Annotated in this window: 9 protein-coding genes, 1 tRNA gene and 1 riboswitch; of the genes, 2 read left to right on the top strand and 8 right to left on the bottom strand. The window is 74.1% G+C overall.

Translation table 11 applies throughout. From position 1 onward, the window contains the following. Window positions 1-19 precede the first annotated feature (19 nt). The 3 genes from ACZ3TI_RS20390 to ACZ3TI_RS20380 are packed head-to-tail and all read right to left on the bottom strand — an operon-like array spanning window position 20 to window position 4,604. Window positions 20-2,644 (bottom strand): bifunctional lysylphosphatidylglycerol flippase/synthetase MprF, encoded by a 2,625-nt coding sequence (locus ACZ3TI_RS20390; protein WP_465728031.1) that lies wholly within the window; start codon window positions 2,642-2,644, stop codon window positions 20-22. Beyond that, window positions 2,641-3,963, bottom strand: a complete 1,323-nt coding sequence (locus tag ACZ3TI_RS20385) for an alpha/beta hydrolase (protein ID WP_465728029.1) — start codon at window positions 3,961-3,963, stop codon at window positions 2,641-2,643. Before ACZ3TI_RS20385 ends, ACZ3TI_RS20390 begins: the two co-directional genes overlap by 4 nt. Further along, the gene (locus ACZ3TI_RS20380; RefSeq protein ID WP_465728027.1) at window positions 3,960-4,604 is read right to left on the bottom strand and encodes a class F sortase; all 645 of its coding nucleotides are present in this window, start codon (window positions 4,602-4,604) and stop codon (window positions 3,960-3,962) included. Before ACZ3TI_RS20380 ends, ACZ3TI_RS20385 begins: the two co-directional genes overlap by 4 nt. 404 nt (window positions 4,605-5,008) lie before the next feature. Between ACZ3TI_RS20380 and ACZ3TI_RS20375 the strand changes: the two genes are divergently transcribed. Beyond that, window positions 5,009-6,313, top strand: coding sequence for a polysaccharide deacetylase family protein (locus ACZ3TI_RS20375; protein WP_465728025.1), 1,305 nt, complete (start codon window positions 5,009-5,011; stop codon window positions 6,311-6,313). Between the two features lie 3 nt (window positions 6,314-6,316). Here the strand turns inward: ACZ3TI_RS20375 and ACZ3TI_RS20370 are convergent, their stop codons facing one another. Then, the gene (locus ACZ3TI_RS20370) at window positions 6,317-7,756 is read right to left on the bottom strand and encodes an MFS transporter (protein ID WP_465728023.1); all 1,440 of its coding nucleotides are present in this window, start codon (window positions 7,754-7,756) and stop codon (window positions 6,317-6,319) included. 120 nt (window positions 7,757-7,876) lie between these two features. After that, entirely contained in the window at window positions 7,877-8,191 is a 315-nt protein-coding gene (locus ACZ3TI_RS20365) for a DMT family transporter (protein WP_465728021.1), read from the bottom strand. A 43-nt stretch (window positions 8,192-8,234) separates the two neighbouring features. After that, window positions 8,235-8,300, bottom strand: a riboswitch (guanidine-III (ykkC-III) riboswitch). 85 nt (window positions 8,301-8,385) lie between these two features. Between ACZ3TI_RS20365 and ACZ3TI_RS20360 the strand changes: the two genes are divergently transcribed. Beyond that, window positions 8,386-8,457: transfer RNA gene (locus ACZ3TI_RS20360), tRNA-Cys, on the top strand. A 67-nt stretch (window positions 8,458-8,524) separates the two neighbouring features. Here ACZ3TI_RS20360 and ACZ3TI_RS20355 read toward each other — a convergent pair. From ACZ3TI_RS20355 to ACZ3TI_RS20345, 3 genes are read right to left on the bottom strand one after another with little or no spacing between them, the layout of a single operon-like run. Then, the gene (locus ACZ3TI_RS20355) at window positions 8,525-10,852 is read right to left on the bottom strand and encodes a xanthine dehydrogenase family protein molybdopterin-binding subunit (protein ID WP_465728019.1); all 2,328 of its coding nucleotides are present in this window, start codon (window positions 10,850-10,852) and stop codon (window positions 8,525-8,527) included. Further along, window positions 10,849-12,099 carry a (2Fe-2S)-binding protein gene (locus tag ACZ3TI_RS20350; RefSeq protein ID WP_465728017.1) on the bottom strand — a complete coding sequence of 417 codons (1,251 nt, stop codon included), beginning with the start codon at window positions 12,097-12,099 and terminating at the stop codon, window positions 10,849-10,851. Before ACZ3TI_RS20350 ends, ACZ3TI_RS20355 begins: the two co-directional genes overlap by 4 nt. After that, window positions 12,096-12,962, bottom strand: a complete 867-nt coding sequence (locus ACZ3TI_RS20345) for an FAD binding domain-containing protein (RefSeq protein WP_465728324.1) — start codon at window positions 12,960-12,962, stop codon at window positions 12,096-12,098. Before ACZ3TI_RS20345 ends, ACZ3TI_RS20350 begins: the two co-directional genes overlap by 4 nt. Window positions 12,963-13,152 lie beyond the last annotated feature (190 nt).

Here is a 13,152-nt window from a genome sequence, read left to right as displayed (position 1 = left end):
CCGCTCGCCCGCTCGCCCCTCAGCCCGACAGCTTGCGCATCAGCCGGACGCCCTGCGCCGCCGTGAGGTGCGGCAGGTACGCCTTGCCGATCGCCCTGGTGATGCCGGGCAGCGCGGCCGGGTCGGGGTAGGCCATGTACATCGGGCGGTACTCCGGCTGGAACTTCGCCTTGAACGCGAGCAGCGAGCGGAAGCCGTACACCGGCTCCAGCACCCTGCCCATCCAGTCCAGCATCCGCTGCAGCCCGGTGGGCTCCTCGTCCTGCCCGGTGCGGGCCAGCGGCGCGCCGGACAGCGACAGGAAGCGCGCGCCCTCCTCCTTGAAGCCGAGCGCGGCCGAGGCGATCAGGAACTCGCTGACGCCGCGGAAGCCGTCCGAGCGCCGACGCATGAAGTCCAGCGTCCAGCCGACCGGCACGCCGTCCTCGTACACCGGCATCCAGCTGGTCAGCCCGTGCACGACCCGCTGTTCGTCCACCGCGACCAGCACCCGGACGTCCGGGTCGTCCAGCTCCTCCAGCCCGCCGAGCGTGAAGCCCATCTCGGGCAGGCCCTTCTCCGAGACCCACTCCTCGGAGATCGCCCGGATCTGGTCCCGCAGGGCGAGCGGCGCCTCGTGGTACGCCCACCACTCCGCGGTGATGCCCTGCTTGCCGGCCTTGTTGAGGGCGGTGCGGATGTCCTGCCACTTGCGGCCGGTGAAGGCCAGCTCGGGCAGCGCGACCACGGTGTCCTCGGCGACCTGCACCGAGCGCCAGCCGAGCCGGGCGGCGGCCTCCCTGGTCTGCCCGCAGACGCTGTAGAAGCACGGCGTCCAGCCGCGCGCGTCGCAGTACCGGGCGAAGCCGGCCACCGCCCGGGCCCGGTCCTCCGGCGCGCCGAACGGGTCGCCGGTGGTCAGCGCGACGGTGCCGACGACCCGGTAGGCGACGGCCGCCCGGCCCTGCTCGTCGAACCAGTAGTGGTTGCCGTCCCAGGTGGTGATGAACGACAGCGTCCCGCCGCCGTGCTCGGTCAGCAGCGCCCTGGCCCGGGCGACCGCCTCGGCGTCGGTGTGCAGCACCGGGCGGCGGAAGGCCGACAGCAGCGCCGCCAGCGCCACCACCCAGAACGCGAGCCCGCAGTACGTCTCCAGGAAGCGCGCCAGCGGCCCGACCGCGATCGGGTAGTCCGGCGTCAGATCGTTGTACGCGGGCGGCAGGAACTGCGCCGGCAGCCCGTTCAGCAGCCGGCGCACCGTCGCCCCCGGCTCGAACTGGTCGGCGACCAGCCGCCCGAGCCCGACGTACGCGACGGAGGAGAGGAGCGCCGCGCCGCCGAGCACCACCGCGAGCCGGCGCACCGAGCGGCCGGACAGCCGCAGCCCGAACCGCTTGCGGGTGACGAGCAGCAGACCGGTCGTCAGCAGCGGCAGCAGCATCGCCTCGACGAAGTACTGCACCAGGTCCTGACTGTCCGGCCCGGTGTCCAGGTACAGCCAGCCCAGCAGCCCCACCCAGAGCAGTTCGGTGGCGACGGTCACCAGCCAGGCGAACCGCAGCCCCCGGCGCAGCCCCTCGGCGAGCACCAGCAGCAGCGCCGGGAACAGCGCGGCCATCAGCCGGCCGGGGGTGTCGAAGATCCGGACGACGGCGTGCGCGCGGGCGCAGTCGTGCGCCGAGAGCGAGCAGAACTCGGCGACCTCGTCCGGGCTGAGCCGGTGTGAGAAGTACAGCTCGGAGAAGGTGTTGAACGGCCCGCTGGCGTTGTCGTACAGCGAGGCGATCAGCGGCCCGCAGGCGGCGGCGACCAGGCAGATCGCGACCAGCACCCGGGTCTCGGAGTGCGAGGAGCGGTGCGAGCGCAGGTACGGGCGGCCGCGGCTGAGCAGCGCGCCCGCGGCGAGCCCGGCGAGCGCGGCGGCGCACCGCTGGACGCTCTGCAGGTGGCCGACGTACAGCGTCATGACCAGCGGGACGAGCAGCACCAGCAGGTGCAGCCGGCGGCGCCAGAGCACGGTGAGCCGGTACCCGAGCACCCCGGCCAGCGCGAACAGGCCGACGCCGGGACCGACCGAGATCTGGTCGGCCACCGAGGCGGTCCACTGCTCCCCGGCCGAGGAGCCGAGCTCGACCAGCCCGGTGCCCAGCAGGGTGCCGACGACCTGCCCGCCGACCAGCACCGCGAGGGTGCGCAGCCGGCCGAGCCGGTGCTCGGCGGCCGGGCCGACCAGGAGCAGCAGCAGGCTGGTGGACACGTACGCGCCGGTGCCGGAGCACCAGGCCATCGAGGTGACCGGCGTCCACCAGTGCCCCTCGGCGAGCGTGGGCAGGCCGATCCCGGCCCGGTCCAGCAGCCGCTCGGACGGCCCGTGGCGCAGACTGCCGGTGGCCGCGCCGAGCAGCCAGAGCCCGGCGAGCAGGGTCAGCGTCAGCGGTGCGGCGCGCAGCCGGGAGCCGAGCGCCCGGGCCGCCCGCCGCACCCGCTGCGGGCGCGGCTCCGGCGTCCGGGTGACGGGTGCGCGGTCCGTGCCCTGGTCGGTGCCGGCCTGCGGCCCGGGCTGCGTGCCGCGCTGCGTCCCCCGTTGGACGACGACCCGCGCCGGCTTCTCCTCGCGCTCGCCGACGGCGCCGACGGCGGTGACCGCGGCACCGGCCCCGGTCACCGGGTCAGCCCGGTCTGCTGGGCGAGCCACGGGATCTGCTGGACGATGCCGGGGCGGAAGACCACCCAGCCGTGGCCGCCCGGCATCAGTTCGAACTTCGCCTTCATCCCAGCCCCCTGTACGGCCTGGTAGACCTTCTCCATCTGCGGCTTGAACTCGTCGTCGGTCTCGCCGACGAGCAGCGCGACGTTGGTGTCCGGGAACTTCTTGCGGGCCATCACCTGCAGCGGGTCGACCGCGTCGAACTTCTTCCCGTCCCCGCCGAACGCGGCCTTGACGGTCTGCTCGCGGGTGCCGAGGGTCGGCTCCTCCTGCCCGGACATGTCGAGGACGGTGCCGTACACGTCGGGTGCGTTGACCCCGAGCTGGAGCGCGCAGGTGCCGCCCATCGAGGCGCCGCCGATCGCCCAGGACTTCCGGCCGGTGGCGGTCTGCAGGTTCTGGTGGATCCAGAACGGGACGTCCGACGCCAGGTAGGTCTGCGTCTTGGCGATCTTGGAGTCCAGGCAGAGCGAGTTGCCCCAGGTGGAGCCGTTGGCATCGGGCATCACGACGATCGGCGCGAGGCCGCCGTGCTTCGCGGCGAACGCGTCCAGCACCTCGTTGATCTGCCCGGAGAGCACCCAGTCCCCCGGCTGCCCGGGCTGGCCGGTGAGCATGACGACCACCGGCAGCAGCGGCCGCGGGGTGGCCTGGTAGGCGGGCGGGAGGTAGACGTAGGCGTCGCGGGCCTTGAAACCGGACCGGAGGCCGGGGATCGGCACCACCGAGACGGTGCCCTTGGCCGGCAGGTCCGCGGGGGGCTGCCAGACCTCGTCGAGCACCTTGTCCGGGGGGGCGGCCACGGTCTGGTCGACCCTGGGGACCAGCCCGTCGGTCTTGGTCAGCCACGGCGCCAGCATCACGCGCCCGCTCGGGAACTGCCCGAAGCCGATGTTGACCTCGGAGGCGGCCATCAGCAGCACCAGCCCGCTCAGCCCGAGCGCGATGCCGCGGCGCCGCCAGGTGAGCCGGCGCATCCGGTAGCCGGCCAGGCAGAACCCGAGCAGGGCGATGGCTATCCACCGGGTGACGTACTCGGGCGTGCCCTCCGGGAAGGGGTGCCACCAGCCGTCGACCACGACCTCGAGCAGCAGGCTGAGCCCGGCCGCGGTGAACAGCGCGGCGGGCAGGCGGACCCGCCACCAGCTCCGGCCGCGGCCGACGGCGAGCGCGAACAGCGCCGCCCAGCCGAGCACCAGGACGGCGTGCGGGATCCGGCCCTCGGTGAGCGGCCAGTCGATCGGGTTCCAGCGGGTGGCGAGGGTGATCGTGCTCATGCGGCTTTGCCCGGCCGGGTGGTGTCGGCCAGGAAACCGTAGGCGACGACGTTGCCCTCGTAGCCGTGTTCCTCGCTGTAGGCGCCGCCACAGGTGATCACCCGCAGCTGCGCGTCAGCGGCCTGACGGTAGACCCGGTCGTCCGGGAAGTCCTTTCGGTCGTGCACTTCGATGGCGTACAGCTGGTAGACGGCGGTGGCGCCGTCCGCCCTGGCGATCTCGATCCGGTCCCCCCGCCGGAGCGCTCCCAGATGGTAGAAGACGGCCGGACCGGACTTGTTGTCCACGTGCCCCGCGAGGATCGCGGTGCCGCGCTCGCCGGGGCTGGCCCCGCCGCGGTACCAGCCCGCCAGGTTCCGGTCCGCCTCGGGCGGGGCCTGCAGGCGGCCGTCGGCGTCCAGTCCGAGCGCGGTGACCGGGGCGTCCAGCCGGACGGACGGGATGCGGATCCTGGTCGGCGCGGACGGCCCGAGCGGCGGGACGACGGAGACCGGCGCGATGCCCGCCTGGGCCTGGCCGGTCCCCGGGGCGGGGGGCAGCACCGGCGAGCCGCCGTCGTGCAGCAGCCAGGCACCGAGCACCAGCGCGGCTCCCGCCGCCAGGGTGCCCGGCCAGGGCCCCCTGCTCTGCTGGACGCCCACGGGCGCTCCCCTCTGCCGACGGAATCTCCGCTTCCTGGGAGTTTCCTGGGAACAATTCAACCGGATGGGACTGTAGGGCACGTCCATACGACGGTCGTACCGACACCCCCCGATCGGCAGGGGTGTCGGCCCTTTCCGTGCGCCCGGTGGCCGCCCGGTCGCGGAGCGCGACGCCCCTCCCCCGGCAGCGACCGTCGCGGGAACACGCCCGACACGACCTACCGACGGTTCTACGGACCGGATCGGTTGCGGCGTTCGAGCGATCACTTGGGACCGTCCGCTGTGCCTCTTAGACCGTCTCCGACCGCATGCCATGCTGACGCGGTCACGGGTTCGATCCTCCGTCCGTGCGACCGGACCCCACACTCCCGCACGCTGCTGAACGCCTCATGAACGGAGTGATCATGGATGCTCTCTCCCGCCGCACCCTGCTGGCGGCCGGCGCCGCCACCGCCGCCACGCTCGCGACCGGCTGCGGCAGCAACCACGCCACGGACGGGGAGCGGGTGGCCGGTTCCGCCGCCCCCATCGGCGCGGACGGCGGGCCGAGCACCACCCCCACCCCGGCCCCGGCCCCCAAGCCGCAGGCCGTCCTGATCGGCGACGGCTCCACCTCCGACACCGGCGCCCAGCCGCTCCAGCCCATCCCCGAGCGGCTGCAGCCCGGGCAGCGCCCGCCGCAGTTCGTGGTCTTCTCCTGGGACGGCGCGGGCGAGCTCGACAACGGCCTGTTCGCCCGCTTCCGCCGGCTGGCCCGGGAGCACGACGCGAAGATGACCTTCTTCCTCAGCGGCCTCTACCTGCTGCCCGAGTCCAGGAAGGACCTCTACCGCCCGCCGCAGCACAAGGCCGGCGCCTCCGACATCGGCTACCTGAGCGACCAGCACATCCGCGACACCCTGGAGAACCTGCACGCGGCCTGGCTGGAGGGCCACGAGATCGGCACCCACTTCAACGGCCACTTCTGCGGCTCCACCGGCGTCGGGAAGTGGTCCCCCGAGGAGTGGGACAGCGAGATCCAGCAGGCGATGGACTTCGTGACGAACTGGCGCACCAACACCGGCTTCACCGACCTCCCGGCGCTGCCCTTCGACTACCGCAAGGAGCTGATCGGCAGCCGCACCCCCTGCCTGGAGGGGCAGCGCAACCTGCTGCCCACCGCGGTCAAGCGCGGCTGGCGCTACGACAGCAGCGGCAGCGGCACCCAGGTGTGGCCGCAGAAGATCCAGGGCGGCGCGCTGTGGGACCTCCCGCTGCAGTCCATCCCCTTCCCCGGGCACACCTTCCAGGTGCTCTCGATGGACTACAACATCATGTACAACCAGTGCGGCCCCAACACCAAGGCCGACCCGGCGCTCCACCCCGGCTTCCAGGCCCAGGCCCGCGACGCCTACCTGATGGGCTTCGACCGCACCTACAACGGCAACCGGGCGCCGTACATCATCGGCAACCACTTCGAGGAGTGGAACGGCGGCATCTACATGAACGCCGTCGAGGACGTCCTCAAGGCCATCGCGGCCAAGCCGGAGGTCCGGCTGGTCTCCTTCCGCCAGCTGGTCGACTGGCTGGACGCCCAGGACCCGGCGGTGCTGCGCAAGCTGCAGACCCTCGCCCCGGGGCAGTCCCCGACGGGCGGCTGGGAGGCCTTCCTCGGCACCCCGGCGGCGGCGCCGGTCCCCTCCACCGCCGCCACCGCCGCCGTCGGCTGACCCTCAGGACCGGGTGCGGACCCGGCCGGAGAGCAGCGCCCCGAGCAGCGCCACCGCGGCCATCACCAGCAGGATCACCGCGAAGGCACCGGGCGAGCCGGCGCCTTCCGCCTGTCCGTGGGCAGCCGCCAGGGTGCCGCCGCCCAGAGCCGCGAAGAGCACCCCGGCCAGGCCGGTGAGCAGCACGTTGCCCAGCGCGTCGCTCATCTGCAGCGCGGCCGAGTTGGCGCCGGCGTCCTCCGGCGCGGAGAGCTTCATCATCAGCACGCTGATGCTCGCGACGGCCAGTCCCATCCCGACGCCGCCGATCCCCCAGGCCACCGCGGCCACCCAGGCCGGCACTTCCGGGACCAGCACCAGCGCGGCGCCCGCGATCGCCAGCGTGGTCAGCACGAAGCCGACCCGGATCATCGCCTCGCGGTGGCGCTCGGCCCCCGGCCGGCCCTGCAGCCAGGAGCCCAGCGCCCAGGACAGCCCGCCGCTGGTCAGGGTGAGCCCGGCCAGCGTCGGCGAGAGGCCGCGCTGGGTGGTCATCATCAGCGGGATGAAGGCCTCCGCCGCGAAGAACGCCCCCGCCGCGACCCCGCGCAGCAGGATCACCGTCGGCAGCCCGCGCCCGGCCCGCAGGGTGCGCTTCGGCAGCAGCCCCAGGACCGCGGGCGCCAGCAGTGCCGCCCCGGCGATCCCGGGGAGCAGCCCGACCAGGTCGCGGCGCTGGCCCGCGTACTGCAGCAGGCCGGCGCCGAGCGCCGCCATCGCGGCCAGCTGGGTGCGCCGGCGGTCGAAGTCCGCGCCCTTGGCCACCGGGTGCTCGCGCTCGGAGCGGGCCAGCGCCGGGCCCATCACGGCCAGCGGCAGCAGGATCAGCACCGGCACGGCCAGGAACACCCAGCGCCAGCCGAGGTGCTGGGTGACCGCCCCGGCGACCAGCGGGCCGACGATCGAGGGCAGCACCCAGGCGGAGGAGAAGGCCGCGAACACCGACGGCCGCAGCCGCTCCGGATAGGCCCGGCCGACCACCACGTACAGCGCGACGATCACCAGCCCGCCACCCAGGCCCTGGACCGCCCGCCCGGCCACGAACACCCACATCCCGGGTGCCGTCCCGGCCACCAGGAGGCCGACGCCGAACACCGCGATGCCGGTGAACAGCGGCTGCAGCGGTCCGCGCCGGTCGCACCACTGGCCGGAGACGACCAGGGCGAACAGCGTGGTGGTGAAGTAGCCGGAGAAGGCGAAGGCGTACAGCCCGAGGCCGTCCAGCTGGCGGGCCGCCGTCGGCATCGCGGTGTTGACGGCGGTCGCCTCGAAGGCGATCACCAGGACCACCGAGACGATCCCCAGCGTCAGCGCGCGGTAGCGGCCGCTGAGCACCCCGCCGCCGGGGTCGTCGTCGAGGGGTATCGGTACGGGGTCGACCGAGGTGGGGGAGGCTGTGGTCATACGTAACATCGTAAGATCCGTCCGCCCCGATGACCCCTGACCGGAGTCGCCGATCGGCTCGGTCCCGAGACCTAGGTCTCTGGAAAGAGAGAGCCTGGATCCCCGCCGGAGCCGGACGGGTCAGTGCAGGACCTTGAGGCCCACCACACCGGAGACGATCAGCAGCAGGCAGCCGATCCGGGCCGCGGTCACCGCGTCCCCCAGGACGGCCATGCCGTAGAGCGCGGTGCCGACCGCGCCGATGCCGACCCAGACCGCGTACCCGGTGCCGATCGGGATGGTGCGCATCGCGTACGCCAGCCCGCCCATGCTGAACAGCAGTGCGACACCGAAGACGAGGGTGGGAACGAGGCGGGAGAAACCCTTGGACGATTCCAGGGCGACCGCCCAGACGGTCTCCAGGAGACCCGAGAAGATCAGAACGAGCCAGGCCATGACGGCGCACCTCCGCAGTCCACAGCGGCCGGATTGCCGCTGAACTGCGCCGTCTTGTCGTCACCGGGTACGACGCGCTCGTCCGGGGTGGCGGAAATGCCGCCACCTGTCTTCGACCGTAGCACACATTGCCATACAGAATTTACAAAACTTCGTTGACCCCCTTCCCCCGGATCCGCCACCATGAATTCACTGGCCGTGTGCCCGAGTGGCTCAGGGGACCGTCTGCAAAGCGGTGCACGCGGGTTCAATTCCCGCCACGGCCTCGCCGGAAAGGAATTGCCGGTCGACCCGGAAAGGTCGACCGGCAATTCCATTTCCGCATTTCTCCGCTCAGGCCGTGACGGCGTCCTCCGCCCGGATCGGCAGCCGCCCGATCGGCAGCCCGGTGGCGGCGCGGACGGCCGCGGCGACGGCCGCCGGGGCGACCACCGCGGGGACGGCGCCGACCGCCTTGGCACCGAAGGGGGCGACCACGTCGCGCTCCTCCAGCAGCGCGGCGATCCGCACCTCCGGGGTGTCCAGCGCGGTGGGCAGCCGGTAGCCGGTGAGCGAGGGGTTCTGCAGCACGCCGCCCTCGGTGCGCAACTCCTCCAGCAGCGCCAGGCCGACGCCCTGGGCCACGCCCGCCTCGATCCGGTCCTCGATCTGGCGCGGGTTCAGCGCCCGGCCGACGTCCTGGGCGACCGTCATCTCGACCACCCGCACGGCGCCCAGCTCGATGTCCACGTCCACCACCGCGCGCATCGCGCAGAACGAGATGGAGACGAAGGCGTCGCCGTGACCGGCGTCGTCCAGCGGCTCGGTGGGGTGCGGGCGGCACTGCGCGGTGGCCCAGAGCTCCTTGCCCTCCAGCGCCTCGGCGACCGGCATGCCGAGCACCCCGTCGTACGAGGTGATCTTGCCGTCGGCGATCTGCAGCAGCTCCGCCGACATCCCGAAGTTGGCCGCGATCGGCTGCAGCAACTGGTGGCGGACCATCAGCGCGGCCCGCTCGACCGCGCCGCCGGAGACCCAGGTGTGCCGGCCGCGGGCGGAGGGCCCGGCGATCGACTGGTCGCTGTCGGCCGGCGCGATGTAGACCTCGCTGACGCCCAGCACGGTCTGCACGATCTGCCGGGCCAGTGTGGCGAAGCCCTGCCCGGCGTCGACGGCCGCGCAGATCACCGTGGCGTGGTCCCCGCTGACCCGCACGGTCGCGGTGGACACCTCGTCCTCGCCCTCGGCGCCCAGCATGTGCACCATGCCGACGGCGTAGCCGATGCCGCGCCGCACCGCCGCCGGGTCGCCCGCACCACCGGGCCCGCCGGGCAGCAGCCACTCGGCGTCCGGGTCGTCCACCGGCAGGGCCGGCAGCGGCTCGTCCGCGACGGCGTCCAGCAGGGCGAGCACCGGCGCGGGGCAGGTGACGGCCTGTCCGGTGGGCAGCGGGTCGCCGGTGGACATCGCGTTGCGCCGGCGGATCTCCACCGGGTCCACGCCCACCCGGGCGGCCAGCTGGTCCAGCTGCGACTCGTACGCGAAGCAGGCCTGCAGCGCGCCCTCGCCGCGCATCCGCCCGGCCGGCGGGTTGTTGGTGCGCACCGCCCAGGCGTCCACGAAGACGTTCGGGCAGACGTACGGGCCGACCGAGAACGCCGTCGCGGCGGCCAGCGCCTCGGCGGAGACGTCCGCGTAGGCGCCGCCGTCCAGCAGGATCTGCGCCTCCACCTTCACCAGGGTGCCGTCGGCGTCGGCGTGGTGGCGGTAGCGCAGCAGCGCGGGATGGCGCGAGGTGTGGGTCTGGAAGGACTCCTCGCGGGTGAGGGTCATCTTCACCGGGCGTCCGGTGCGCAGCGCCAGCAGCGCCAGGGTGACCTGGAAGGAGAGGTCCTCGCGGTCGGTGGTGGCGCCGGGCACGCCGGTGACGACCAGCCGGACCCGGTCGGGCTCCAGGCCGAGGCAGGCGGCGGTGCGGTCGCGGTCGCCGTGCGGGTCGGTGGAGGACAGGTGCAGCTCGACACCGCCGTCCGGGCGCGGCACGGCCAGCCCGGCCTCGGCGCCCAGCGGCGCCGGGTCCTGCCGGCCGACCTGGTAGAGGCCCTCGACGACGATCTCGCCGACCGCGTCCGGGTCCCCGGTGCGCAGCGGCAGGTGGCGGAAGAGGTTGCCGTCCGGGTGCAGCGCCGGCGCGGTGAAGGCCTGCTCGGGGTCGGTCACGGCCTCCAGCGGCTCGTAGTCGACCATGATCAGGCCGACCGCCAGCCGGGCGGTGTCCGGGTGGTCGGCGGCCACCGCGGCGATCGGCTCGCCGTGGTGGCGCACCACACCGGAGGCCAGCACCGGCCGGTCGGCGACGACCGGGCCGGCCGGGGCGCCGTCGGGGGCGCCGTCCGGGCCGGGCGGCAGGTCCGCGGCGGTGACCACCGCGTGCACGCCGGGCAGCGCGAGTGCGGCCGAGGTGTCGATGCCGCGGATCCGGGCGTGCGGGTGCGGCGAGCGCAGCACCGCGCCCCACAGCAGCCCCTCGGCCCACAGGTCGGCGGCGTACGGGTAGATGCCGAGCGCCTTGGGCAGCGCGTCGCTGCGCAGCGGGGAGCTGCCCAGACCGAACGGCTCCGGTGCGCCGCCCTCGCCGCCGTCCTGCTGGAGTGCTGCGCCGATGTCGGTAGGCGACGTCATGATGCGTGGTCGTCCTCGGGGAGCCGGATGCCGTGGGCGGGGGTGGCACCGTACGGGACGCCCTCGACCGGGGCGGCGTACGGGGTGCCGTGCGGCGGCGTGCCGTCGAAGGCGGGGCCGTCGAAGGCCTCGCCGGGCAGCGGGGTGCCGTGCGCGGGGGTCGTCTCGTAGACCGGGGCGTCGTACCCGGTGTCGTAGCCGGTCTGCTGCTGGTGGCCGTCCGGGTAGGGCAGGTAGGTGCCGTGGGCGGGGGTGCCCTGGTACGGCTGCTCGGGGTAGCCCTGCGGCGGGTAGTAGACCTGGTCGTCGGTGGTCTGGGCGGGGATGGCCCCCTGGACCTGGGTCAGGGCGGTGGTGTCGTACACGCCGGTGTCGTAGCCGCCCGACCCGTCCCCGTACGGCGCCCCGGGCTGCTGCGGGGCCGGGTGCGCTTCGAGGGGTTGGGACCCGAAGGGCTGGGCCTCGAAGGACTGGGCCTCGAAGGACTGGGCCTCGAAGGGCTGGGGCTCGAAGGGCTGCTGCGGGACGTGCTCGATCCAGGCGTCGGCGTCGGTGTAGACCGGCGGCTCGACGGCGGGCCCGGGCTCGGCGGCCACGAGCGGCGCCTCGGCGACCGCCTCGACGGGCTGTCCGGCGGCTTCCGGGGCGGGGGCGGCGGCGGTCTCGGCGAGCGCCGCGGCCTCCTCCGCCTCCTCGGCCTCCAGCGCGCGGGCGTCCGCGACGGTCTGGACGGCGGCCAGCACGCCCTTGTAGCCGGTGCAGCGGCAGAGGTTGCCGCAGAGCGCCTGCCGGGCCTCGACCTCGGTGGGCCGGTGGTTGCGCTGGAGCAGGTCGTGCACGGCCATCGCCATGCCGGGGGTGCAGTAGCCGCACTGGACGGCGCCGGAGGCGGCCAGCGCCTGCTGGACGTCGCTCGCGCCGTCGGCGGCCGACAGGCCCTCGACGGTGTTGATCTCGCTGTCCGCGGCGAGCGCGGCGGGCACCAGGCAGCCGGCCACCAGCTGGCCGTCCACCTGCACCGAGCAGGCTCCGCACTCGCCCTGCTCGCAGCCGTCCTTGGCGCCGGCCAGGCCCAGCCGCTCGCGCAGCACGTAGAGCAGGCTCTCGCCGATCCAGGCGTCGGTGACGGGCCGTTCGAAACCGTTGACCCGCAGCGTGTAGGAGGCGCACGGGCGCAGCTCGCGGCTGACCTGCGGGGAGAGGCCGAGCGGGTCGGCGTCCAGGGTCTCGATGGGGTCTGTGGTCACTTCAGCGCCCTTCCCAGTGCCCGTCGGGCCAGCACCGCTACGGTACGCCGCAGCCGAACGGCCGCTGCGGTCGGCCCCTCGGTGACGGCCTCCCAGGAGCCTTCGGCACCGTAGTTGTCGGGGACGCACGCGGTGGCCACGTACTCGCCGAAGGCGGCGTTCGCGGCCGGGTCGATCTCCCGGCTGCCGTCCCAGTCGATGCAGCCGGCCACCCAGGCCTCGGCCTCCAGCGGGCGCAGCGGCACCGGGGCGACGGCGCCGACGGCGCAGCGCACCGAGCGCCGGGCCGGGTCGAGGACGAGGGCGACGGAGGCGGTGGCGCGGGCCGGGCCGCTGCGGCCGGTGGCCTTGAGGAAGACCTGCGGGGCGTGCAGCAGCGGGACGCGCACCCAGGTGAGCAGTTCGCCGGGGCGGACCGGGTCGAGTCCGGTGATCAGGTGGCTGACCGGCACCTCGCGGCTGGCTCCGGCCCGGGCGAGGGTGACGGTGGCCTCCAGGGCGGCGAGCACCGGGAGGGTGTCGCCGGCCGGGGCGGCGGTGACGATGTTGCCGCCGAGGGTGCCGACGTTGCGGACCTGCGGCGGGCCGGCGGTGCGGGCGGCGTCGGCGAGGGCGGGGATGAGCGCGGCGAAGTCGGGGCGGTCCATCCGGGCGTGGGTGAGTCCGGCGCCGAGGACGGCGGTGCCGCCGTCCTCGTAGCGCCAGCCGCGCAGTTCGGTGATCCGGCCGAGGCCGACCAGGGCGGCGGGGCGCAGCCGTCCGGCGTTGACGGCTTCCATGAGGTCGGTGGCTCCGGCCACCGGTACCGCGGCCGGGGCGGCGGCCAGCGCGTCGACGGCCTCGTCGAGCGAGGCCGGCAGCATGATCGTCCGGTTCACCTGGGTCCCACCGTGCTCCACTTGCTCATCGATCGCCTGCCGCCCGCGGCCTTGGGCCGTGGTGTCCGCGTCAGCAGCCCGGCCTGGCCCGTAGGGTACGGGCGATCGGGCCGGGTTGGGCAACTCTGGCACACAATGCTCGATGATCACTTCGGGGCCGGTGAACGGGACTGCC

Source organism: Kitasatospora sp. NPDC023120 (assembly GCF_055560835.1).
This window is presented reverse-complemented; position numbering and strand designations above follow the sequence as displayed.

Bases quoted from the DNA above. Each gene is read 5' to 3' on its own strand.
- ACZ3TI_RS20385 (WP_465728029.1), bottom strand. From the start codon at position 3,963: ATGAGCACGATCACCCTCGCCACCCGCTGGAACCCGATCGACTGGCCG.
- ACZ3TI_RS20375 (WP_465728025.1), top strand. From the start codon at position 5,009: ATGGATGCTCTCTCCCGCCGCACCCTGCTGGCGGCCGGCGCCGCCACC.
- ACZ3TI_RS20370 (WP_465728023.1), bottom strand. From the start codon at position 7,756: ATGACCACAGCCTCCCCCACCTCGGTCGACCCCGTACCGATACCCCTC.
- ACZ3TI_RS20365 (WP_465728021.1), bottom strand. From the start codon at position 8,191: ATGGCCTGGCTCGTTCTGATCTTCTCGGGTCTCCTGGAGACCGTCTGG.
- ACZ3TI_RS20355 (WP_465728019.1), bottom strand. From the start codon at position 10,852: ATGACGTCGCCTACCGACATCGGCGCAGCACTCCAGCAGGACGGCGGC.
- ACZ3TI_RS20345 (WP_465728324.1), bottom strand. From the start codon at position 12,962: ATGCTGCCGGCCTCGCTCGACGAGGCCGTCGACGCGCTGGCCGCCGCC.